Here is a 22,135-nt window from a genome sequence, read left to right on the forward strand (position 1 = left end):
GACCTCCCGAACGGGATGGTGCCGACTGCCGGTGGGTCCGTTGCGCGACGGACCGTCGCCTCAAACGTACCAATCCTCCAGTGCTAAGGTCGGCACGTTCACTGACACGGGGTGCTCCGCAAGGGCGGGGCTGAGATCACACCCGGGAACCTGCATCAGGTAATGCTGACGAAGGGATGTCATGGCGATGGCAACGCCTGTCCAAGACTCGTCTGACCATTCCGCCACCGAAGGCGCTCGATTCACCGATCTGCTGTGGGAACGCACGGCCGATTTGCGTGCCCTGATCGACGACATGGAGTTCCTGCGCCGACTCGGTGACGGCACACTTCCGCTCGACGTGTTCCGTCACTACATCGAGCAGGACTCGCTGTATTTGGCCGAGTACACGAAAGCCCTCGCACTGTTGGCCACCAAGTCGCCGGATCCCCAGACCGCGGCGTTCTGGGCGACGTCGGCCGCGACGGCCGCCGTCGTCGAAAGTCAACTGCACGGCGAACTCCTGGCCGGCGGTGCGCTCCCCGAGAGTACGAAGGCTCCGGAGCACTCACCGGCGTGCCTCGGGTACGTGTCGTACTTGACCGCGACCGCATCCACTGAGCCGTACCCGGTTGGGGCTGCCGCGGTTCTGCCGTGCTTCTGGATCTACGCCGTGGTGGGGCGACGCCTCGCCGCCACCGCCCACGAAGTGCTCGCGGCCGACCCGTCGCACCCGTACGCGCAGTGGGTGACCACCTACGACGATCCTGCCTTCCACGAGTCCGTCGAGTCGGCACGTAGCCTCGTCGACGCCGCCGCGGACGCCGCAACCGCCGAGCAGCGCGAGGCCATGATCCGCGCGTTCGTGATCGCGACGCGCTACGAGTTCATGTTCTGGGACACCTCCCTGAACCAGCAGTCCTGGCCGGCGTCGTGAGGACCATGTCGCGGCTGCGCCGCGCTCTGGCGACTTCGGCGATCGTGGTGTCGGTGCTGGGCGTCCTCACCGCATGCGGCAGTTCCGACAACTCGCCCGACACCATCAGGTTCGCCCTGGACTGGACACCGAACACGAACCACACGGGGTTGTACCTCGCGCTCGAGGAGGGCTTCTTCCGCGACGCCGGGCTGGACGTCGAGGTGCTGCCGTACAACCAGTCGTCGCCGGACACCCTGGTCGACGCCGGGCGGGCCGAGTTCGGGATCAGCTTCCAGGGTGCGGCCACGTTCTCGCGGGCCGCGGGCGCACAGACCGTCTCGGTGCTCGCACCGCTGCAACACTGGGCGACCGGTATCGGGGTCAAGGCGGATCGGGCCGACATCACTCGGCCGAGGGACCTCGACGGCAAGATCTACGCCGGTTTCGGCGATCCCGGCGAGGAGGCGATTCTCCGCCAGGTCATCCGGAATGACGGCGGTACAGGTGATTTCGAGACCGTCGTGCTCGGGACGTCCGCCTACGAGGCGGTGTACGACGGGCAGGCGGACTTCACGGTGTCGTTCTTCGCGTGGGAGGGCATCGAGGCGGAACACCGTGGCACCCCGATGCGCTACTTCCACTACACGGACTTCGGTTTCCCGGACGCGTACGCGATCGTGGTCAACGGGAACGAGACCTGGCTCGCCGAACATCCCGAGCAGGCACGCAAGTTCGTCGAAGCTCTTCAGCGCGGCTACCAGGTGGCGGCGGACGATCCGGACCGCGGCGCACGAGCTTTGATCGACGCCAACCCAGGTGTCTTCAGCGACGAGGCACTGGTCTACGAAAGCCAGCGAATGTTGGCCGCGGACTACATGAAGGACACCTCGGGCCGCGTCGGCACGCAGACGCGGGACCGGTGGGCCGGCTACTCCGGGTTCCTGTACGAGAACGGACTGCTCGCCGGGCCCGACGGCAATCCCCTGACCACCGAACCGGACTGGTCGACGTACTTCACCGATGAGTACCTCGCAGCGTCCTAGTCGCGGAACGCTACCGGCACACGGACCGGTGCGCCGGTTCCTGCCGGCCGCGGTCGTCGTGATAGCGCTCGTCGCGGCATGGCAGATCTATGTCGTGGTGAGCGGGATCCGACCACAGGTCCTGCCGTCACCCGCCCGGGTGGTCGAGCAGGGATGGATGCACCGCGACGACATCGCCGTCAACGCTTGGGCCACTGTGCAGGTCACGCTCGTGGGGTTCGCGGTCTCCCTCGTCGTAGCCTGGGCGCTCGCGATCCTCGTCGACTTCTCCCCCAGGCTCCGACGCGCCTTCGTCCCGCTGTTCGTCGTCTCACAGACGCTACCGATCATCGCGATCGCGCCGCTGATGATCATCTGGTTCGGCTTCGGTCTGCTGCCGAAGGTCCTCGTGATCGCCCTCGCGACCTTCTTCCCGATGACCATCGGCCTGATCGAGGGCTTCGCGGCAGCCGATCGGGATGCCGGCGCGCTGCTGCGCAGCATGGGCGCGACGCGCTGGCAACAGTTCCGGTACGTGCGACTGCCGTCGGCTCTCCCCCGGTTCTTCACCGCCCTGCGGATCGGCGTGACATATGCCGTCGTGGGTGCGGTGTTCGCCGAGTACGTCGGCGCGAGTGCCGGACTGGGCATCTACATGAGCGTCCAGAAGAACTCGTTCCGCACCGACCTGGTGCTCGCGGCCGTCCTGGTCACTGCGGTGGTCAGCGTCGCACTGTATCTGTGTACCTTCGCGATCGAACGGGTCGTGGCACCCTGGGCCATGCGACCGAGCCGGGACCGACACCATGACTGACATCCAGACCGATACGCCCATCGTCGACCTGTTCTCCGTCACCAAGACCTTCGGTAACCGACGGGTTCTCGACGGTGTCGATCTCGGCGTCCGACCCGGTGAGTTCGTGTCCGTGATCGGGCCGAGTGGTTGCGGCAAGAGCACCATCTTCGGGATCGTTGCGGGTCTCGATGATCCAGACTCCGGCACCGTGTCTGCGCCTACGTGCGCCCACATGCCCCAGAAGGATCTGCTGTTCCCGTGGCGTACGGTCCTCGACAACACCACCCTCGGACTCGAGGTTCAGCGCGTCCCCCGTAAGCAGGCGCGCGCCCGCGCCGCCGAACTCTTCCCACGGTTCGGGCTCGCAGGCTTCGAGAATGCTCGACCCCACCAACTCTCGGGCGGAATGCGCCAGCGGGCAGCCTTGCTGCGCACGGTTGTGCAGAACCGCTCGGTTCTGCTACTCGACGAGCCGTTCGGTGCCTTGGACTCGCTGACTCGCACCGAGATGCAGACGTGGTTGCAGGACGTGTGGCAGCAGTACCGTTGGACGGTACTGATGATCACCCACGACGTCCGCGAGGCGGTGTTCCTGTCCGACCGCGTGGTCGTCCTGTCGGCCAGGCCGGCGACCGTACGGCGCGACGTAGTCGTCGATCTGCCGCGTCCACGGGAACTCTCGGTGGTCACGTCCCCCGAGTTCGTGGCGATCGAACGCGAGCTCATCGAGGTGCTGCACGAGGAGTCCCGTCGGGCGCTGGCCGAGCAAGAGTCTGCCCGCTAGCAAAGACCCAGGTGGCACAGATGCTGGCTCGAGACCGCCTGGTTGCTAGGGAATACAGCGCCCCCGGACGGCCGGTGCGGTGCACGTCGGCGTGTTCGCTATCGGAATCCGTTCAGGGGCAACATCATTCGGGACGACGACCCGACGGATCCCACGAACCCGCCGGCCCCGGCAGCCGCGCCCGACCCCGTGGACCCGGAGTCGTTCGGCAGGGGAGCCACCCACTTCCACTCCGTACAGTCGCTCGTCAAGAAGGTCGTGTCTGACTTCTCGATGATCACCGCGGATGCCACGGTGTCCACGGCGGCACCTTCGGCGATCAGGCCGGCGGGGGCAGTGCGTTCCCAAACACAGAAATCACTCCCTAGCTCGGGGCCCGGGTTCCGGTAGATGCCGGGCTTGACCTCGCCTTCCCCGTCACCGACAACGAAGGTGCCGCTGCCGGGGATGGTCGGCTGACCCAGGCTCCCCGACGAGCCAAGCGACCCGGTCGAACCCAACGACCCAGTGCTGTTCTCGAGCGGGGCCACCCACGTCCACTCCGCGCAGCCGTCCGTGACGAACCCGGTGTCCGTTTCCTCGACGATCACCGCGGACGCCACATCGTCATCGGGATCGTTGCCTGGGTCGGTGCCGCCCGCGGCGATTGCGAAGGGGGCAAGGCGCGCCCAAGTACAGATCTGGTTCTCGACGCCGGGGTTCTGGTAGATGCCGGGTGCGACCTCGCCTTCCCCGTCACCGACGTCGAAGACGCCGGTGCCCGGGATGGTCGGCCCACCCACGCTCCCGCTTCCGGACGAACCGAACGACCCCACCGCACCGAACGCGCCCGCCGCACCGACCGATCCGAACGGATTGGCCTGGGCGATACCGCCCGTCAACATCGCCAAAGAAGCTAGTCCTGCGATCCCGATTCTTGCAGCACGCATGCATACCTCCTCGCAATCACGGCCCCCGGGGCGGACGCCTGGCGCGGATCACGGTATTGGAAACAAACCACCGCAGAGGTGGAAATCCGGCGTCAAGTTCGCGACCGTTGCAAGCCACCAATAGCCGCACCCGCACCCTCTCCGAAATCGCCTGCACGGAAACGTGTTCGTTCCCCCCTACGTACCCCAGGGACGTTGGTCGCCGCCTCGATGGCCCCACCGATGATGCTCTGGCCAGCCAGTGCCCCGACCTGGCCGTTGATCCTGGGACCGAGGCCGCGGTCATCGAGATCGCGGTTGCTGGCTCGAGACCGCCCAATTGCTGAGGGAACACGGCGCCCCTGGACGGCCCGTGCGGTGGACGTTGGCATCCTCACCACCGGAACCGTCCAGGGGCAACGTCATTCGGGCCTACAACCCGACGGACCCTACGAGCCCACCAGCCCCGGCAGCCCCGGCGGACCCGGAGGACCCGGAGGACCCGGAGTCGTTCGGCAGGGGAGCCACCCACTTCCACTCCGCGCAGCCGTCGGTTTCGAAGGTCATGTCTGACTTCTCGATGATCACCGCGGACGCCACGCTGGTGTTGGCGCCACCATTGGCGATCACGCCGGGGGCAGTTCGTGCCCAGAAACAGACATCAGTCTCGAGGCCGGGGTTCTGGTAGATGCCGGGCTTGACCTCGCCTTCCCCGTCGCCGACGTCGAAGGTGCCGGTGCCGGGAATGGTTGGCTTGCCCAGGCTCCCCGACGAGCCCAGGGACCCGGTCGAACCCAACGATCCGGTGCTGTTCTCGAGCGGGGCCACCCACTTCCACTCCGCGCAGCCGTCCGTGACGAACGCGGTGTCCGTTTCCTCGATGCTCACCGCGGACGCCACGATCTCATCGGGATCGTTGCCTGGGTCGGTGCCGCCCGCGGCGATTAGGATGGGGGCAAGGCGGTTCCAACCACAGATCTGGTTCTCGACGCCGGGGTTCTGGTAGATGCCGGGCTTGACTTCGCCTTCCCCGTCGCCGACGTCGAAGGTGCCGGTGCCGGGGATGGTCGGCCCACCCAAGCTCCCGCCTCCGGACGAACCGAACGAACCCACCGCGCCGAACCCACCCGCCGCACCGACCGAACCGAACGGATTGGCCTGGGCGATACCGCCCGTCAACATTGCCAAAGAAGCTAGTCCTGCGATCCCGATTCTTGCAGCACGCATGCATACCTCCTCGCAATCACGGCCCCCGGAACGGGCGCCTGGCGGGGATCACGGTATTGCAACAAACCACAACAGTGGGGGAGCCTGAAATCCTGCGTCGAGTTCTCGACCGTCGCAAGTCACCAACAGCCGACCGCACCCTGTCCGAAATCGCCAGCAGGGAAACGTGTTCTCCCCTCCCTAGGTCCACGGGAACGACGCCTCGTGAAGCGGGCTCAGGACCTCAGATTCCCATCGAGCGTGCGATCATCGGCCAGGAGTTGTGTAGGTCGTCCTGCCAGTAGCCCCACGAATGGGTGCCACCGGGCCGGAAATCGACGACGGCAGGGATGTTCAACTCTGCGAGCCGTCTGGCGAGATTGTGGGTGCAATAGTTGGTCGCGGCCTCGATGACGCCGCCGACGATGACCTGGTTGGCAAGTGTCCCAACCTGGCCGTTGATCCCGGGGCCGTCCAGCGTTTCGTGGGGGCCGGGCAGACCGGAGCCGCTCGTGATGTACAGCTCGGTTCCGCGCAGTCTTTCAGCGTTGATGACCGGATCGTTCGCCACCCAACCTGGGCCATCGAGTGGACCCCACATGTTGGTGACGTCTACACCGCCACGCACGCCGAGGACCGTTTGGATCGCGCTCTGGCCTGCCCATGTGCTCGTCTCGGCACAGCCACTGTAGGAGCCGACGCTCTTGTAGAAGCCGGGCTTGGCGATTGCGAGGTTGAGTACCGACGTGGCGGTCATCGAGATCGCGGCAATGGACTGAATGCCGTTGGTGCCGAACCGCTCGTCGATTACTGGCGGTAGTTCCTCGAGCAGGAAGGTCTGCCACTTCTGGCGGCCGAGCTTCGGGTCGTCCTTCTCCCAGTCGGTGTAATAGCTGAATGCCCCCTCGAGTGGAGTCACGACGTTGACGTTCTCGTTCTTGAAGAAGTCCATCACGTCGGACTTTCGCTGCCATGTCGCGGAGTCCTCGCCCCCGCCGGCACCGTTGAGGAGATACAGCGTCGGCCGTGGCTGACTCGCGTCCGCAGGCAGGATCACCTCGAGAGGGATGTTGCGGTCCATCGACGGCGAGTACACCGAGATATTGACTTTGCGGTCGGAGCTCTGGGTGTATCTCGCCAGGTAAGACCCGGACTCGTTTGGCGCAGCGGCTGCACCGACTTGTGCCAATGCCGTCGTCGGCGCTGCGAGCAGCGCCGCGGCAGTCAGAACCGCCGCAGCCGCCAGAGCGCGGGCGCGCCCAACCTTCGAATTCGTCACTTGAACGTCCTCCCCTGAACCTCGAAACATGCTGCGCGCAATGAAGATCCCACGCGTCCATACGTGCATCGGAACCCCCGCAACCGACTTCAGAACAGCACAATACTGACCCGTGGCGGTAGATGTCCAGATCCTTGACACCTGAGCGAGGTTCATCGCCAGTTCAGGTTCAGGTGTGGAGTGATGCGAGCGGATACGCTCTCGTTCACCCAAACCCTTTGCCTCATAACCACCGCCGAATCGCGCGGCGAGCGCAGCGCTACGGGGCGGTCGAGCCGCTCGCCTCGGAGTGTCCTCTTCCGGTCAACGGCCTCAGCCGATCGTTCGAACGGGATCAGACCCGTCCCAGGTGCGGGCCTGCTCGATCCCGTATTCGAGCATCGCCCGCATCCCGGCGCTCTGGATGTACTCGAAGACGAGCCCCGGCTGGGCCGGTGAGTACACATACGCGACCCGGGTGAAGGGGCTCTCGGCAACGAACAGTTCCTCGAGGCCGCGACTGCGAGCGGAAGCGAGCGATTCGTCGAGATCGTCTGTGATCCACGCCATGTGGTGGGGTCCGAGCAGCGGTTCGCCCGCGCCGTCCGTGTACGGCGAAGGGGTGGACGAGGTGATCTGCATGAGTTCGATCTGAAGCGCGCCGGTGTACCCCATCGCGACGTCCATGGTCACGACGGTGTCGGCTCCGGCATAGCGCCCATGCAAGGTCACGTCACGGAACACGGTCCACGGACCGACGCGGGCGCCGGTAATCCAGTGGTCGACGGCTGCGTCGAGGTCCGCCACGACATACCCCATCTGAACTGCGGGTTCCGGAACCTCGTGGCTCATGCGCACCTCCAACGACGATCGACGTGGATGGGATGGTACCCGCGTCCGGTCATCGTCCCGAGCCGCCGCAACCCCAACTGAGCCCGGCGAGATCCCTGGCGCGGCCCATCACGTCGTCGAGCATCTCCTCCGTGAGCTTGCCGGTGAAGGTGTTCTGCTGACTCGGGTGAAAGCAACCGATCACGGTGAGCGGCTTACCGGCCGGGGTGTGCAGCACGGCGATCTCCCCGTGCCCGAACTTCGGCTTGGGCGCGGGCACGGTCCCCCCGGCGCGACGCACTGCGTTCAACGTCGCATCCCAGCCGAAGGAGCCCAGAGCGAGGACGGCGCGCACCCACGGCAGCAGGTCGGCGAGTTCGGCGTCCAACCAACCCGCGCAGCAGTCCCGTTCGTCGACGGTCGGCTTGTTGTCCGGCGGCGCGCAGCGGACGGCCGAGATCATCCGCGCGCCGAACAGCTTCTGTCCGTCCGCGGCGTGCTCGGCGATCGAGCTGTTCGCGATGCCCGCGCGGTGCAGGGCCCGGAACAACCAGTCGCCGGACTGATCACCGGTGAACATCCGTCCGGTGCGGTTCCCGCCGTGCGCCGCGGGTGCCAGGCCCATGATCAACAATTTGGGCAGCGGGTCACCGAAACCCGGGAGTGGACGCCCCCAATAGGGCTGGTCGGCGAACGCGCGGCGTTTGACGCCGGCGACGTGCTCGCGCCAGTCCACCAGCCGCGGACACGCCCGGCACACGCTCACGCGGGCGTCGAGCTCGTCCAGGTCTGCAGCGGCGGCAGCCTGAGCGACCACGTCCTCGGCGCATCGCGCGACGGGCGTGTCCGCGGTCGCGGGATCGGCTGGCCAGCCGGTACCGGGCTGTACCGGGGATCCGAACAGCTCACCCGTGCCGGGATGCGGCAGCAGCTCGCCGGTCATCGGGTCCACACTGGCGTCGGCATGCGCCAATTCAACCCGATCGGCTCTCCGCACCGTTCACCCCGATGCCGATGACAGGAGCCGTGACCGCACAATCGACGGCATGAACCAGCACACCGTCGATCCAGCACTCGTCGAGGCGGCCCGCCTCGCTCGCCGGGTGGTCGTGTTCAGTGGCGCCGGGATGTCCGCCGAGAGCGGTATTCCGACCTTCCGGGACGCCCAGACCGGCCTTTGGGAGAAGTTCGAGGCGGAGCAACTCGCCAGCCCGGACGGGTGGAGGCGCGACAGCGGACTGGTGTGGGCGTGGTACCAGTGGCGGACGGGCTTGGTGCGCCGTGTGCAACCCAACGACGGCCACCGCGCGCTGGCGGCGTGGGCGCGGCACGTACCGATGACGATCGTCACCCAGAACGTCGACGACCTGCACGAGCGCGCCGGCAGCGAGGTTGCCGCGCACCTGCACGGCAGCCTGTTCGCCCCACGCTGCAGCAGGTGTGGCGCAGCGCACCCGTCGGACGGCGGTCTCGACGTCGAACCCACCGGCCCGGTGCCGCCGCCGAAGTGTGCGAGTTGCGGCGGACAGGTGCGCCCGGGCGCGGTCTGGTTCGGCGAGGCGATGCCGCAGGAGGACTGGCAGCGGGCCGAGAACGCGATCGACGAGTGCGACCTGATGATCGTTGTCGGAACGTCCGGAGTGGTGTATCCGGCGGCGACTCTGCCGCTGCGCGCGATCGAGTCGGGCGCCACCGTCGTCGAGATCAACCCGCAGGCGACGAACCTGAGCCCTCACGTCCACCACTCGTGGCACACCACGGCCGCCGTCGGGCTTCCCGCCCTCGTCGCCGCTACCAGCGAGTACTGGTGAGTCGCTACCGGCGAGTACAGGTGAATCGCGACCGGCGAGTACTCGTGAGTAGCGTCACTCGCGGTCGCGCGGAGTGACCTGAACGTGCACTACGGCCATCGGATCGGGCGCCTGGCGCCACCGATGAATAGTTGGCGGATTGCACACATTTGTAACGTATCGCCCACCGCTGCGACGAACCGTGAGACAGTGTCACAGTTGGGTCACAGCTGGCCGTGCCCGCCCGAGACTTAAGGAGACGTTGTGTCCGTTGAGACCGATTCGCTCGCCGTCCGTGCCACTGGCTCCTCGGGGGACGTCGACGAGACCACGCTCGACCGCCTCGAGCAGGAGATCGCCGAGCTTGATGCCTTGATCCTGGCTGCCGTGCGCCGGCGTAGCGACATCGCCCGCAGCCTGGCGAAAGTGGAAGTGGAAGCGCCCGAGAACGCCTCGTCACGCTTCGAGGACCTCGGGACCGACGGGTCCGCCCTGGACCGCATGCTGGCCCGGTTGGGTACGCAAGACCCCCAGTAAGGCCGTGACGGCCTCAGCGTCGACCGTGGAGGGCGTGCGCGGTGACCGCCTGAACCGCTCGCTGCTCCACGACCTCCAGGGATTCACCCACGTGCTCGCGCAGGGACGCGAGCGCAGCCGTCAACTCACCGTCGAGGATCTGTTCGACGATGGTGAGGTGTTCGGTCACCGTCGCATCAACCCGCTCCGGGGTCTGGTAGTCGTACATCCTCACGAGCCGGATCTGACTGTTGACGTTCGCCAGCGCGCGAGCCAGGGCCGGATTGCCGGTCGCGGTCGACAGGTCCAGGTGATACTGCTGGTCCAGCTGGACGATGTCGGGGGAAGGTTCCGGCGGGGCAGCCTTCAGGTCGAGCCACCGTCGCCGAACTGACTCGAGCAGAGCCCGGTCGAGTTCGAGATCCGGGTTCTCGATATGCCGCGCGATACCCCGCAACTCCAGCGTGATCCGCAGCTCGTACAAGTCCCGAATGCTGTCGAGGTCAGGAAACATCGGGTAATACCCGTCGTCACGCCGGATGACGATGCCGTCCGAATGCAGCCGCACGAGCGCCTCTCGTAGCGGTGTACGCGACACCCCGAGCGACTCACACAGCCGTCCCTCCACCAGCCGGGCGTGCGGATCCACCCGTCCGGTCATGATCTGCTCCCGCAGTTCCAAATAGACCTGCTCTCGCAGACCGATCCCCGCGCGTCCGCCTGGACTGGTCATCGCATGGTCTCCGTCCTTCGGTGCGCCGCGGCGTTCGAGAGAGGCGGCATGGGAGTCTCCTGTTCGTGGTGCTGCCGAATGCCCTCGCCTGATGATTCGACGCTACCCGTCCGTCCCCGCAGGGGCCCCGGCCAGGAACGCACGCCATCCCCCGAACTCGGTGATGTCGACGCCGGCCGCGGCCGCCGCCGGCGTGCACGTGAACCCGACGGCGGTCGTGCCGTCCGCGAGCGTCATCGCGGTGAGCGCCATAGGCTCCGGCAACGCCGCCAGGAAGGCGCCCAGGCCCGCTTGCGAGATGCGGTACAACTCCCCCGGCAGCGACCGTCCCCCACCTTCGGGCACCCGCACCAGGCCCGGCTTGGGCGGCACCGAGTCCAGACGGACCATGAGGTAGTCGTCCGTTGTCGCCGCGGCCCGCTCGAACCGGGCTCCCAACGCCTCCAGTTGGTGATGGAGCGGTTGGCCACGCAGGTGCGCCCCGAACACCGCGAGCAGGACTCCCTCGTCCGGTGCGACGACGGCAGTGTCGGTTCCGGCGACGCGAGCCGCGACATCGAGCGCGACCTGATCGCCGAACGCGGGGGCAACGGTCATGACACCGAACGACTCCCCGGGTTCACCGGCCGCCGGCACGGCAACTGACGCCATGTCGAGCAGATTGCAGAAGTTCGTGAAGGTGCCGAGTCTGCGGTTGATCTCGAGCGGGTCGGCAACGACATCATCGACGAAGGGATGCTCGGTCGTGGTGGGCAGGAGTAGCGCGTCGACGTCGGCGAACAGCTCAGCTGCGTAGTGCTTGGCGGCGATGAGGGAGCCAGTGTCACGGACGAATTCGTGGGCCGGCTTGTCTGCCGCGCGGCGAATGATGTCGGCGACGGTGGGGTCGAGAGCCGCGGACGGGTTCGCGACCACGAACTCCCCTACCGCGTCGAACCGTTCGGCGACGAGCGCGCCGTCGTAGAGCAGCCGCGCCGCCGCAAGGAGTGGCGCGATGTCCACGCGCACGACTTCGATACCAACCTGCTCTACGCATGCGACGGTCGCCGCGAAACTACGGCGGTAGCTGTCGGAGAGCACCTCGAGCTGTGCGTCGACCGGAACCCCGACACGAGGCTGCCCCGGCGCGGCAAGCACTACATCCCTGGGCCACACCCGGCTCCGAGGGTCGGCAGCGTCCGGTCCAACCATGATCGACATCGCATGCGCGGCCAGGTCGAGAGTCGGCGCCATGACCGTGACGCTGTCGAAGTCGGCACACGCCGGAACGACGCCCCTCGTCGGCACCAGGCCGAGCGTCGGCTTGATGCCGACCACGCGGTTGAACGCCGCAGGTACCCGGCCGGATCCGGCGGTGTCGGTGCCGAGCGCGAAGTCGACCAACCCCAGGCTGACCGCCACCGCCGAGCCGGAGCTCGAGCCTCCCGAGACCCGCTCGGGATGCTCTGCGGCACGAACGATTCCGTAGGGACTGCGGGCGCCGACGAGCCCCGTGGCGAACTGGTCGAGGTTCGTCTTGCCGAGCAGGACCGCGCCCGCGTCCAGCAGTCGTGTCACAGCCGGCGACGTCGCCTCGGCGATGTAGGCAAATTCCGGGCAGGCGGCGGTGGTCGGAAGCCCGGCGACGTCGATGTTGTCCTTGACCGCGAACACGGTCCCGGCCAGCGGCAACTCCTCGCCTGCCGCGACACGGCCTTCTGCCGACATCGCGTCGGAAAGGACGTCGGACTCCGGGCGCAGATGAATCCACACTTCTGGGCGAGCGCACTCGGCGACGCGGGCGAAGGCAGTTCGCACACGTTCGGTAGGGGTAGCGTCGAGCGTCGTCGTCATCGTTGGCCGCTTTCTCATACGGGCCGCACGTCGGCCCGACCGTGTATACGTCGCCGTATACGCTAGGTGTCCTGGTGTTACGTGCGGGCTACACGACGTGACGATCTCGTGTCGGCGGGTGGGAGGCGGCGCGCCCACCTGCAACCCGCCGACGCGCATGCGGTCTTCCACACAATACGTCCGAGTCAGCCGTGTTCTAGACTCCACACACCCGCACCCACAAGAGATCTCGTCCTACGACCACGCGCGGATCCCCACCCCAGCAAGTGACCTGCTCCCTCGGAACGCTCGCCGGCCCTCGGCCGGCGCCAAAACCTGTGGAGGACGCTCAGGATGACTGAAACCGCATTTGTCACAGGGGGCACGGGCGCACTCGGCGTTCACGTCACCAATCATCTGCTGTCGGTTGGATGGCGAATAGTAGCCCCGTTCACCGAGCCGTCGAAGGCTGCCCGGCTCGAAACCCACGATCGACTAGAGCTCGTCCAGTGCGACGTCGCCGCCCCCACCGAACTCACCGCGGCCGTCGACGTCGCCGCGGGCGATCCGGATGCTCCGCTGACGGCACTGGTGAATCTCATCGGCGGTTTCGAGTCGGGGCCGCGCACGCACGACGCTGATTTGGAGGCCATCGACCGCCAACTGAATCTGAACGTGCGCACCACCTACGCTGTGCTGCGCGCGACACTGCCGCACCTCATCGCGAACGGCGGCGGCTCGGTGGTCTCGATGTCGTCCGGCGCGGCCGTCAAGCCGTTCCCCGGTGGTACCGCCTACAGCACATCCAAGGCCGCCGTCCTCGCCCTGGCCGAGTCGATCGCCGTCGAGTACAAGAAGGACCACATCCGGTCGAATGCCCTGTTGCCCGGGGTGATCGACACACCCGCGAACCGTGCCGCCATGCCGAAGTCCGACAGGTCGGGCTGGGTCGACCCAACGGCAATCGCCAAGGTGATCGCGTTCTTTCTCTCGGACGACTCGGCACCCATCACGGGCGCCGCGATCCCGCTGGGATTGTGACGGCGCCGAGGAGGGCTTCGAAGCGTTGAGCCGGGGCCGGGCTACCGTGCGCTGAGCTACCGTGGCCCGCGGGCCGTCAGTGCCGCGATGTCACCACCCAGTGTGTGCCGGAAGGTGCGGAGCAGCCCCTCGACTTCACCGAGCTGGTCACCCACCTGGTGGGTGTTCTCCACCGACAACTCCCGGCTGCCCGAGCGCGCGATCAGCTCGTCGATCCGGGTGTCCAGACTCGTCGCCCAGCGCATGGACGCCACAGCTCGAAGCTGGGTCTCGGCATGTGACAACAGATCTCCGATCCGTGCGAGGGCAGCGACCCGTTCGACCAACTGGTCCCACACCGGTACGAGGGAGTCACGGCGGGACGCCACGTGCTCCCGGGCCTCTGGTGTGGAGACGAGCGCATCGTCGAGTTCGCCGTAGATTCCCCGCAACGCGACGGTGTCGACAGCGATCTGGGTCAGCTCGTCCGCGAGGTCGAGTTGAGCTCGTTGCACCGCAAAGTGCTCCGAATGCCATGCCGCTGATCCCTCGATCCCGTCGTACAACGTGCCGGCGAGGAACAGCAGGGTGTCGTATTGGTCCACGAACCGGTCATCGTCTGATTCCACCGCGCGTTCGAGCACCTCGGCGGCCCTGCGACCCACCTCTCGCACCCGCGTGTTGTCGGACACGCGCACCACCCGTGACGCCGTTCCCTCGAGCACCGCGTTGCGCAGATCGTGCAGCTGCCGGCGGTGTACGGGCATCGGAGCCGGAGTCCGCGTCAACGCAGCGAACAGCGCGTCGCGCTGACCGGGGTCGAGGTGTAGCCCGTCGCGACGCTCACGGCGGATCGCCCGCACACCACTTGCATAGTGCATGCCGGACATCGTCATCGCGGACTTCAGGCCGTCGAGTCGCTTGCGGAGATCCGCAGCCCGATAACGGTAGGCGAGCTGCACGGGGCCCGAGCGCAGCGAGGCGACCTTGCGCACGATGTGCCGATGTTCGTCGACGAGCAGGCGCAGGTCGCCGAATCCTCCGATCGACGGGAGAGCGCGCCCGGCACGTCGTCGGGCAGCAAGGATCTGGCGTGTGGATTCGTCGACACGTCCAGCCGCGATCAGGACGCTCGCGGCGTCCGAGAGCGGCGAATGCCGACCGCCGAGACGTGCCCGCTCGCACCAGCATCGAACCTGTTCGTTGATGCGCTCCCGACGCAGGGTCGCGTCGTCGGACGGATCGGGTGCGGGCATGGTGCCTCCTCGAGGGGCCTACTGCTCACCACTGTTCCAGAAATCTCGCGGAGCCGTCGCGACCTCTACGGCAGCGTCAGTCGATGACCGCGTCGCTGTACACAGGCGGGCTACCGAGGAACGGGCGGTGCGATGGGGGCTGCTGTCCTTCGATGTCCGTGACGCCGAGTTCCTGGGCGATCTCGGCGCCCACGAGGACCTGGCCAGTGCGGTTCATCAGCCCCGGGTCCCTCGCGAGGGCGTCGATGACACGGCCGGTGAAGTCCGGCGACTCGGCGGTCGCGGCCAGGCCGTCGTACGCACCGGGGTTCGCGGCGAATGCGGCCAGCGTGCGCTCGGTCTTGAGCAGGCCCATCCAGATCGAGACCACAGCAACGCCGAACGGGCGGAAATCGACAGCCATGTCGTGCGCCATCTTGTCCACCGCCGCCTTCCCCGCGCCGTATGCGGGGCCGTGCATGTAGCACGTGCCACCGAACGAGGACGTGTTCACCACGAGGCCCTCGCCGTTGGCGACGAGCAGCGGGGCGGCGTAGTAGCTCGAGACATAGCTCGAACGCATTCCGACGTCGAACAGGTCGAGCAGCGACAGCGGCTTTTCCCAGAACGGTCCTTTCATCGTCAGCGCGTCCGGAACGGCCAGTGCGTTGTTGACCAGGATGTCCAAACGTCCGTGTTCCTCCCGCAGCCTGGTGAAGAACGCCTCGACCTGGGTGTCGTCGCTATGGTCGAGTACCACGGGCACACCGACGCCCCCCCGTCTCGTGATCTCTTCGGCTGTCGCGAACACGGTGCCGGGCAGGGGCGCGTCGCCCTCGCATTTGGTCCGCCCCGTCACATACACCTTCGCGCCGGTTGCGCCGAGGGCGAGCGCGATGCCCTTGCCGGCTCCGCGGCTCGCTCCGGTGACCACAACGATCCGATCCGATCTCAGCCCCACCATGCACTCCATCCGTCGTCGGGCGACCCCACAGGGTGTGTGGTCCGCTTCCCACCGAGCACACCGTAGGTGGCACAGGTGGCACAAGCCGTCTCCCGGCGATCCTGAAACAGGATGAGCCGGAAGCTGCTTGAATCGCGGAATGACACACGACATCCCGACGCGGCCGCTCGACGGCGTCCGCGTGCTCGAGCTCGGCAATTACATCGCCGCCCCCACCGCGGGCCGACTGCTTGCAGACTTCGGCGCCGAGGTCATCAAGGTCGAACGGCCGCGCACCGGTGACGAACTGCGAAATTGGCGCCTCTATTCGGGCTCTACGTCGATGTTGTACCGCACGATCAACCGGAACAAGAAGTCGATCGTGCTGGATCTACGTTCCGACGAGGGCCGAGCGCTCGTGCTCGATCTCGCCGCCGAGTGCGACATCCTGCTCGAGAACTTTCGTCCCGGCACGCTGGAGAAGTGGGGCATCGGCCCAGAGCAACTGAACGTGGCCAATCCGGACCTGGTGATCACTCGGATCTCCGCGTTCGGACAGACCGGCCCCCTCGCGCAGCGGCCGGGATTCGCCGCCGTTGCCGAGGCAGTCGGTGGATTCCGGGAACTCGTCGGGGACCCCGACCGCCCCCCGGTCCGGGTGGGTGTGTCGATCGGCGACTCGATCGCGGGCCTGTACGCCGCATTCGGTTCCGTGATGGCCCTGTATCGGCGTGGCGCCAACGCGGGCGAGCAGATCCCGTTGCCGCAGAGGATCATCGACGTCGCTCTCAACGAGTCGATCATGTCGATGATGGAATCGCTCGTCCCCGACTACCTCGCATACGGCGTCAAACGTGAACGGGTGGGGGGTCGCATGGAGGGCATCGCGCCGTCCAACGCGTACCCGTGCAGCGACGGCACGAGCATCATCATCTCAGGTAACGGGGACGCGATCTTCCACCGCTACATGGAGACCATCGGACGCCCCGATCTCGCAGCGGACGGGGAACTGCAGACCAACGCCGGGCGCTGGGCACGCCGCGACGAACTCGACGCCGCGATCGGCGCATGGACGTCTCGACACACCCGCGACGAGGCGCTGCGCATCCTCGACGAGGCGAATGTCCCGTCCGGTCCGATCTACACCGCCGCCGACATCGTCGAAGACGAGCAATACAACGCACGCAACATGATTCAGACGGTCCACGTCGATACCGGCGGCGGCAAGCCGCAGCCGGTGGGCTTTCCGGGGATCGTCCCGGTGATCGGCGAGAAGTCGCTGCCGATCAACCACGTCGGACCGGATCTGGGCGAGCACACCCGCGAGGTCCTCGCTTCGGTGCTCGGCAAGTCCGGCGCCGAGATCGACCGGATCATCGCGGAGACGGAGGCGTGATGACCACGGACAACACCTACTCCTTTACCCCGCAGGCGATCCTGCGGGACGTCACGCTACGAGACGGGCTGCAGCTGACCGGAATACCGCTCTCGACCGAGCGCAAGGTCGAGATCGCGCGCGGGCTGCTGGCCCTCGGGGTTCCTGAACTCGAGATCGGCTCGATGGCGCGACCGGACCTCGTGCCGCCGATGGCGAACACGCTCGAGGTGATTTCCGAGCTGACCGCCGCGGAACTGGACCGCTGTTGGGTGTGGGTGGCGACCCCACGGCACGTCGACAAGGCAGCGGCCGCGGGCGCCCGCAACTTCCAGTACTGCTTCTCCGCCTCGGAGTCGCACAACCGGGCCAACATCGGCCGGTCGACGGACGACAGCCTCGCCGCGATGCCGGCCGCGATCGAGCTGACCCGCGAGGTCGGCGGGCGAATTCAACTGTGTGTCGCAACGTCGTTCACGTGCCCGTTCGAGGGCGAGGTCCCGGCCGACCGGGTGCTCTCGATAGCGAACGACCCGCGAGCCGACGGCGCCGACGACATCGTGCTCGCCGACACCCTCGGACAGGCCGTCCCCGCACAGGTGGCAGCCCTCATCGCCCGAGTGAGGACCGAATCTCCCCAACGTCGCATCGTCTTCCACGGCCACGACACGTGGGGGCTCGGAGTGGCGAACACCCTGGCTGCGATCGCGTCGGGCGCGACCGTCGTCGACGGCTCCCTCGGCGGACTCGGCGGCTGCCCGTTCGCGCCGGGCGCGAGTGGGAACACCTCGACCGAAGACATCGCTTTCGCGACCCGCCCCGAGTGGCTCACGCCTCGGACTTTGACGGGCCTCGTGGACATCGCGACGCCGATGCTCACCGAACTCGGCGAGCCCAACCGGTCCCGGACTGCTGAGGGAAGCCGCTCCGAGGCACACGCTTTCGAGTGGGTGCGCCCAGTGTCCTAGCGTGGCCCTAGCGCGGTTCGGTCACCGGCCCCTCCACCAATTCGCCGACCAGTCGATCGACCTGCTCGCGTGTGAGGTGGGCGCCCATCGTGGCGTACTGTTCGTACTCCTCGTCGTCGAGTGCGTCGTGGACGGCGGCTGCCTCGATTGGGCCGTCCACCACGTCGATCCATGTCGGCAGGAATCCGGACTGCGCACCGAGCGCGTCCGCCGCCCCCATCAGCACGGCGCCATCCGTGGGGCGCCCCGCGGACGCCAGCACCGCTGCTGTCGAGTGGACCATCACCAACCACGAGATAACGTCGTCTTCCTCGAGTTCCGCCCGAAGCACCCGCATCGTAGCGAGCGCGCCTTCGACGTCACCGGCATCGGCCGCGGCCTTCATCAGCCCCCACGTCGACGCCGTCACCGCCCATCGGTGCCCGCAACGCTCACCGACTCGTATCGCCGCACGCAGTTCTTTGCGGGCTTCGTCGACCGATCCAATCGTGCGCAACAGCAGGCCCAACACGGTCCGCGCCTCGGTCTCCGTCCACACAGAATCGTGTTCGGCCGCGACTTTCACGGCATTCCGGGCGGGTTCGACCGCCGCCTCCGGCTGCCCCTGCATCGCCACGAACAGTGCTCGCCACGCCTCGTCCCGGGCCATCTCGCCGATGTCGCCGATCGACGACCACAGGTGTGCGGCCCGGCGGGCCGCGTCCTCTGCTATCGCTGCGTCACCCGTCAGGTAGGTCAACGACGACAGACCGTCGAGAGCACGCGCCATCACACGAGGCTCGGGCGGCCGCCAGTCCCCCGCGACCATGTCGAGCGCGGTCCGCAGGAACTTCAGGCCCTCACCGACATTCCCGGTCCGGTACCAGAACCACGAGAGGTAGCCGGCCAGTTCGAGTGCGTAGTGAGCATCGTCCGCCGCGAACGCCGACTCGAGGGCAGCCCGATGTTCAGCTTGGTCCTCGGTGAGCCTTGTGAGGGCATGCCCGGCGCGCGCACTTCGCAGCATGCCGGCGGCGCTCTCGACCCGCGCCATCACGAACGTGCGGTGAGCAGCCCGGATTGCAATCGACTCGGCATCGTCGGCCTGTTCGCGCGCGAACTGGCGGATTGATGCAAGCATCCGATAGCGAGTAGGTGACGTTCCCGGCACCACCCGCAGCAAGCCTCTGCGTACGAGCACGGTCAGCACGGCCGACACGTCGGTCTCGGAGGCGAATTCGTACATCGCGGCTGCGCCGTCGGCATCGAACGAACCCGCGAACACCGAGGTCCGACGCAGTAGCATCGCCTCCGCGTCCGACAACAAGCTGTTGACCCAGTCCACGACGTCCCACATCCGTCCACGTGGACCGATCTGGGGGTCCGGAACTCCGTGCAGCAGCGTCATGTGTTTCGCGAGACCGTCGGCGATCTCGGCTTCGTTCATGTAGCGCAACTGCGCCGCCGCCAACTCGATGCCAAGCGGAATGCCCACGACCTGGGTACAGACCGTCCGCACCGACCGCTCGTTCTTGTCGTCCAGTCGCCATGTGACGTCGACACCGGCCGCGCGCTCGGCGAACAGTTCGAGCGCCTTGCCGTCCACCGGCAGGGATGTCACCTCGTGCACGGCCTCGCCCGCGACCCCGAGCGCACTCTGGCCGGTGACGATCACGTGGACGCCCTCGCAATGCTCGATGATTGCCCGCACGGTGTCCGCCGTGTAGCCGACGACATGGTCGCAGTTGTCGAGGACGAGGACGCTCGACTTCGCGGCCATCACTTCGGCCAAGTGTGTTGCGGATCCGACGCCCGGTAAGGAGAGCACCGTCGCGATGGTCGAAGGGATCAGTGCCCCGTCGCTGACCTTTGCGAGGTCGACGATCCAAGGCCCGTCCGGCATCTCGTTGCGGCGGCAAACCTCGACAGCAAGTCGTGTTTTTCCAACCCCGGGTGGCCCCACCAGCGTGACGAGTCGACTCTCCTCCAGTAACTCCACGAGACGCGCTACGTCCCGTTCGCGATCGACCAACCTGGTCCCCGGCAGGACCAGGTTCGATCCGGGAAGAATCGGCGGTGGCGACACCTCGGCGGTCTCCAGGTAGATGACGTCCTTCTCCAGGATCGCCTTCTCGATCCGACGAAGCCCGACGCCGATCTCGGACCCGAGACCATCGTCGTAGACGGCGCGACAGCGCCGTAGCGCGGCGAGCGCGTGCGCTTCCTGACCGGATCGGGCCAGCCCGAGCACCAGGAGTTCCCAAGCGCGCTCGTCGAGCGGGTGATCCACCACCAGCGCCTCGCCCTCGACCGCCGCCGACGCCGGCTCGCCCGCGGCGAGTTGCGCTCGGGCCAGCGCGATCCGGGCCTCGAACCGGCGCGCGGTCAGCCGCGCCACCGCGGATTCGATGAACTCGGTCTCCAGGAACGCCGACGTCGGAATGCCATCGAACGCGGAGCCGTGCCACAGTCGCAGTCCCTCACGATAGGCGTCGGCCGCGGCGTCCGGCGCCCGCTCGAGCATCGCGTCACCGCGACGCACCTCATCGACGAATCGGGCCGAATCGACGGCGTCACGAGGCACGACGAGTTGGTAGCGCGTGCCCTCCCGGACCAAAGCGTCGTCGTCTCCACCCGGGCCGGCGCCGAGTCGGCTTCGGAGTCGCTCGAGAGCCTGCTCCAGGGCGTCCGGGCCGTCAGCGACCTGCCCGTTCCCCTCCGCAGCCCGCGTAGACCGCACCAGGGCGCGCAAGCGCTCGATGTCCACCGAATGCGGAAATGCCACGAGAAGCGCGGCCAGCAGCGCCCGCTCCTGCTGATCGAGGCCGATCGGGTTGCCCCCCCGCCGGGCCGTGACGGGACCCAGCACCGCGAACTCGATTCTGTTCGCCACCAGTCGCTCCCTTCACCGCCCGTCACGCCCGCCGTTAGTCCGTGGCGTCCACCATGCTGTGCCCCGCGACGTCCGCGGCCAGCACCCGCAAGTGATCCTCTGTTGCACCGAGAGTGTGTTCGATCGCCGTCAGCCGTGACACGTAGTGCCCCACGGCGTATTCGGCGGTCATGCCGATTCCGCCGTGCATTTGGATCGCTTCCTGCCCGATGTGCCGGGCCGACCGTCCGATCCGCAGCTTGGTGCGCGAGGCCACTTCGGGGTCTACGACGCCGTCCGCGAGCGCCATCATGGCGTACAGGCTCATGCTGCGGGCCAGTTCCAGCGACACGTACATGTCCGCCGCACGGTGCGTGAGTGCCTGGAATTTGGCCAGTGGCACTCCGAACTGCCGACGGGTCCGGAGGTATTCGGTGGTGAGGCGCAGCACCTCCTCCATCGCCCCGACGGCCTCGGCGCACAGCGCCGCCTGCGCCCGCACGTGCGCGGCCCGAATAGCGGCAACGGCGTCCCCACCGCTACCGAGCGGTTCTGCGTAGACGTTGCGGAAGTCGACTTGTGCTGCGCGCAATCCGTCGTGGGTTGCGTACGTTTTCCGTTCCAGGCCTGGCGCGTCCGCGTTCACGAGGAACAACCCGACTCCATCGTCCGGCAGTGCCGCCGAGACGACGAACGTGTCCGAGCAGTCGCCGTGAAGCACCGGGTTCTTCGTCCCCGACAACGTCCACGAATCCCCCTGCCGGACAGCACTGGTGACGACTTCGACGGCGGGCCACCGGGATCCCGGCTCGGCGTGAGCGAACGCGAGCAGAGTGCCGCCCCCCGTCACGTCGGGCAGAATCTTCCGCCGTTGCGCCTCACTGCCCACATCAGCGATCAACCCGCCAGGCAACGTCACCGCGTCGAGGACGGGCTCCGGTGCAAGACGTCGTCCCAGCTCCGTCATCACGAGTCCGATCTCCACCGCACCGGCGCCCGATCCACCGTCCTCCTCGGCAAACCCGAGCCCCAGGAGTCCGGTATCGGCCAGCCGCCGCCACACGTCCAGGCTCCACCCTCGCGGGGTCGCCTTGACCGTGGCCAGTGCCTCGGCGTCGTAGCTACGGTCGAGAAGCTCCTTCGTGGTGTCCCGCAGCAGCTTCTGTTCGTCGTCGAGTTCGAAGTCCAT

The 22,135-nt window shown here is 67.2% G+C and carries 20 protein-coding genes and 1 riboswitch; of the genes, 9 read left to right on the top strand and 11 right to left on the bottom strand.

The window, feature by feature from the left end:
* Window positions 1-97 precede the first annotated feature (97 nt).
* A riboswitch (TPP riboswitch) is annotated at window positions 98-194 on the top strand.
* The 4 genes from EGT50_RS08080 (at window position 188) to EGT50_RS08095 (ending at window position 3,500) form a co-directional block, all read left to right on the top strand.
* Window positions 188-916 carry a TenA family protein gene (locus tag EGT50_RS08080; protein WP_127952701.1) on the top strand — a complete coding sequence of 243 codons (729 nt, stop codon included), beginning with the start codon at window positions 188-190 and terminating at the stop codon, window positions 914-916. (Overlaps the previous riboswitch by 7 nt.)
* A gap of 5 nt (window positions 917-921) precedes the next feature.
* Window positions 922-1,941, top strand: a complete 1,020-nt coding sequence (locus EGT50_RS08085; protein ID WP_164873364.1) for an ABC transporter substrate-binding protein — start codon at window positions 922-924, stop codon at window positions 1,939-1,941.
* Window positions 1,919-2,734 carry an ABC transporter permease gene (locus tag EGT50_RS08090; protein WP_127952706.1) on the top strand — a complete coding sequence of 272 codons (816 nt, stop codon included), beginning with the start codon at window positions 1,919-1,921 and terminating at the stop codon, window positions 2,732-2,734. The genes EGT50_RS08085 and EGT50_RS08090 overlap by 23 nt, the downstream gene beginning before the upstream one ends.
* Complete coding sequence (locus EGT50_RS08095) at window positions 2,727-3,500, top strand: ABC transporter ATP-binding protein (protein WP_127952711.1); 774 nt, start codon at window positions 2,727-2,729, stop codon at window positions 3,498-3,500. The genes EGT50_RS08090 and EGT50_RS08095 overlap by 8 nt, the downstream gene beginning before the upstream one ends.
* A 98-nt stretch (window positions 3,501-3,598) precedes the next feature.
* Here the strand turns inward: EGT50_RS08095 and EGT50_RS08100 are convergent, their stop codons facing one another.
* The 5 genes from EGT50_RS08100 to EGT50_RS08120 form a co-directional block, all read right to left on the bottom strand.
* A complete protein-coding gene (locus tag EGT50_RS08100) occupies window positions 3,599-4,429 on the bottom strand; it encodes a hypothetical protein (RefSeq protein WP_127952714.1) in 831 nt (276 codons plus the stop codon).
* Between the two features lie 411 nt (window positions 4,430-4,840).
* The gene (locus EGT50_RS08105; RefSeq protein WP_127952717.1) at window positions 4,841-5,635 is read right to left on the bottom strand and encodes a hypothetical protein; all 795 of its coding nucleotides are present in this window, start codon (window positions 5,633-5,635) and stop codon (window positions 4,841-4,843) included.
* Between the two features lie 223 nt (window positions 5,636-5,858).
* Window positions 5,859-6,923 carry an alpha/beta hydrolase gene (locus tag EGT50_RS08110; protein WP_127952720.1) on the bottom strand — a complete coding sequence of 355 codons (1,065 nt, stop codon included), beginning with the start codon at window positions 6,921-6,923 and terminating at the stop codon, window positions 5,859-5,861.
* Between the two features lie 282 nt (window positions 6,924-7,205).
* On the bottom strand, window positions 7,206-7,724 hold the full coding sequence (locus EGT50_RS08115; protein WP_127952723.1) for a VOC family protein: 519 nt from the start codon (window positions 7,722-7,724) through the stop codon (window positions 7,206-7,208).
* Between the two features lie 49 nt (window positions 7,725-7,773).
* Window positions 7,774-8,646 carry a uracil-DNA glycosylase gene (locus EGT50_RS08120; protein WP_127952727.1) on the bottom strand — a complete coding sequence of 291 codons (873 nt, stop codon included), beginning with the start codon at window positions 8,644-8,646 and terminating at the stop codon, window positions 7,774-7,776.
* Between the two features lie 103 nt (window positions 8,647-8,749).
* Here EGT50_RS08120 and EGT50_RS08125 point away from each other — a divergent pair, with 103 nt between their 5' ends.
* Together EGT50_RS08125 and EGT50_RS08130 are read left to right on the top strand one after the other, a co-directional pair.
* On the top strand, window positions 8,750-9,514 hold the full coding sequence (locus EGT50_RS08125) for an SIR2 family NAD-dependent protein deacylase (RefSeq protein WP_127952730.1): 765 nt from the start codon (window positions 8,750-8,752) through the stop codon (window positions 9,512-9,514).
* A 243-nt stretch (window positions 9,515-9,757) separates the two neighbouring features.
* Window positions 9,758-10,030, top strand: a complete 273-nt coding sequence (locus tag EGT50_RS08130) for a chorismate mutase family protein (protein WP_127952735.1) — start codon at window positions 9,758-9,760, stop codon at window positions 10,028-10,030.
* Between the two features lie 13 nt (window positions 10,031-10,043).
* Here the strand turns inward: EGT50_RS08130 and EGT50_RS08135 are convergent, their stop codons facing one another.
* Together EGT50_RS08135 and atzF are read right to left on the bottom strand one after the other, a co-directional pair.
* Window positions 10,044-10,742 (bottom strand): GntR family transcriptional regulator, encoded by a 699-nt coding sequence (locus EGT50_RS08135; RefSeq protein WP_127952738.1) that lies wholly within the window; start codon window positions 10,740-10,742, stop codon window positions 10,044-10,046.
* Window positions 10,743-10,844: 102 nt separating this feature from the next.
* Entirely contained in the window at window positions 10,845-12,593 is a 1,749-nt protein-coding gene (gene atzF, locus EGT50_RS08140) for an allophanate hydrolase (protein ID WP_235870648.1), read from the bottom strand.
* A 315-nt stretch (window positions 12,594-12,908) separates the two neighbouring features.
* Here atzF and EGT50_RS08145 point away from each other — a divergent pair, with 315 nt between their 5' ends.
* Window positions 12,909-13,595 (top strand): SDR family NAD(P)-dependent oxidoreductase, encoded by a 687-nt coding sequence (locus EGT50_RS08145; protein WP_127952744.1) that lies wholly within the window; start codon window positions 12,909-12,911, stop codon window positions 13,593-13,595.
* A 56-nt stretch (window positions 13,596-13,651) separates the two neighbouring features.
* Here EGT50_RS08145 and EGT50_RS08150 read toward each other — a convergent pair whose 3' ends face one another.
* Both EGT50_RS08150 and EGT50_RS08155 read right to left on the bottom strand, forming a co-directional pair.
* Window positions 13,652-14,830: a hypothetical protein gene (locus tag EGT50_RS08150; RefSeq protein WP_127952747.1), complete on the bottom strand. Its 1,179-nt coding sequence runs from the start codon at window positions 14,828-14,830 to the stop codon at window positions 13,652-13,654.
* A 76-nt stretch (window positions 14,831-14,906) separates the two neighbouring features.
* A complete protein-coding gene (locus EGT50_RS08155; RefSeq protein ID WP_127952750.1) occupies window positions 14,907-15,782 on the bottom strand; it encodes an SDR family NAD(P)-dependent oxidoreductase in 876 nt (291 codons plus the stop codon).
* Between the two features lie 130 nt (window positions 15,783-15,912).
* On the opposite strand from EGT50_RS08155, the gene EGT50_RS08160 reads away from it, so the two are divergent.
* Window positions 15,913-17,148 (top strand): CaiB/BaiF CoA transferase family protein, encoded by a 1,236-nt coding sequence (locus EGT50_RS08160; RefSeq protein WP_127952753.1) that lies wholly within the window; start codon window positions 15,913-15,915, stop codon window positions 17,146-17,148.
* The gene (locus EGT50_RS08165; RefSeq protein WP_127952756.1) at window positions 17,148-18,095 is read left to right on the top strand and encodes a hydroxymethylglutaryl-CoA lyase; all 948 of its coding nucleotides are present in this window, start codon (window positions 17,148-17,150) and stop codon (window positions 18,093-18,095) included. The genes EGT50_RS08160 and EGT50_RS08165 overlap by 1 nt, the downstream gene beginning before the upstream one ends.
* Before the next feature lie 7 nt (window positions 18,096-18,102).
* On the opposite strand, the gene EGT50_RS08170 is transcribed toward EGT50_RS08165, so the two are convergent.
* Window positions 18,103-20,967 (bottom strand): ATP-binding protein, encoded by a 2,865-nt coding sequence (locus EGT50_RS08170; RefSeq protein ID WP_127952759.1) that lies wholly within the window; start codon window positions 20,965-20,967, stop codon window positions 18,103-18,105.
* Window positions 20,968-21,001: 34 nt separating this feature from the next.
* On the bottom strand, window positions 21,002-22,135 hold the full coding sequence (locus EGT50_RS08175; RefSeq protein WP_127953871.1) for an acyl-CoA dehydrogenase family protein: 1,134 nt from the start codon (window positions 22,133-22,135) through the stop codon (window positions 21,002-21,004).

This window comes from Rhodococcus xishaensis (assembly GCF_004011825.1).
GTDB classification, from domain to species: domain Bacteria; phylum Actinomycetota; class Actinomycetes; order Mycobacteriales; family Mycobacteriaceae; genus Prescottella; species Prescottella xishaensis.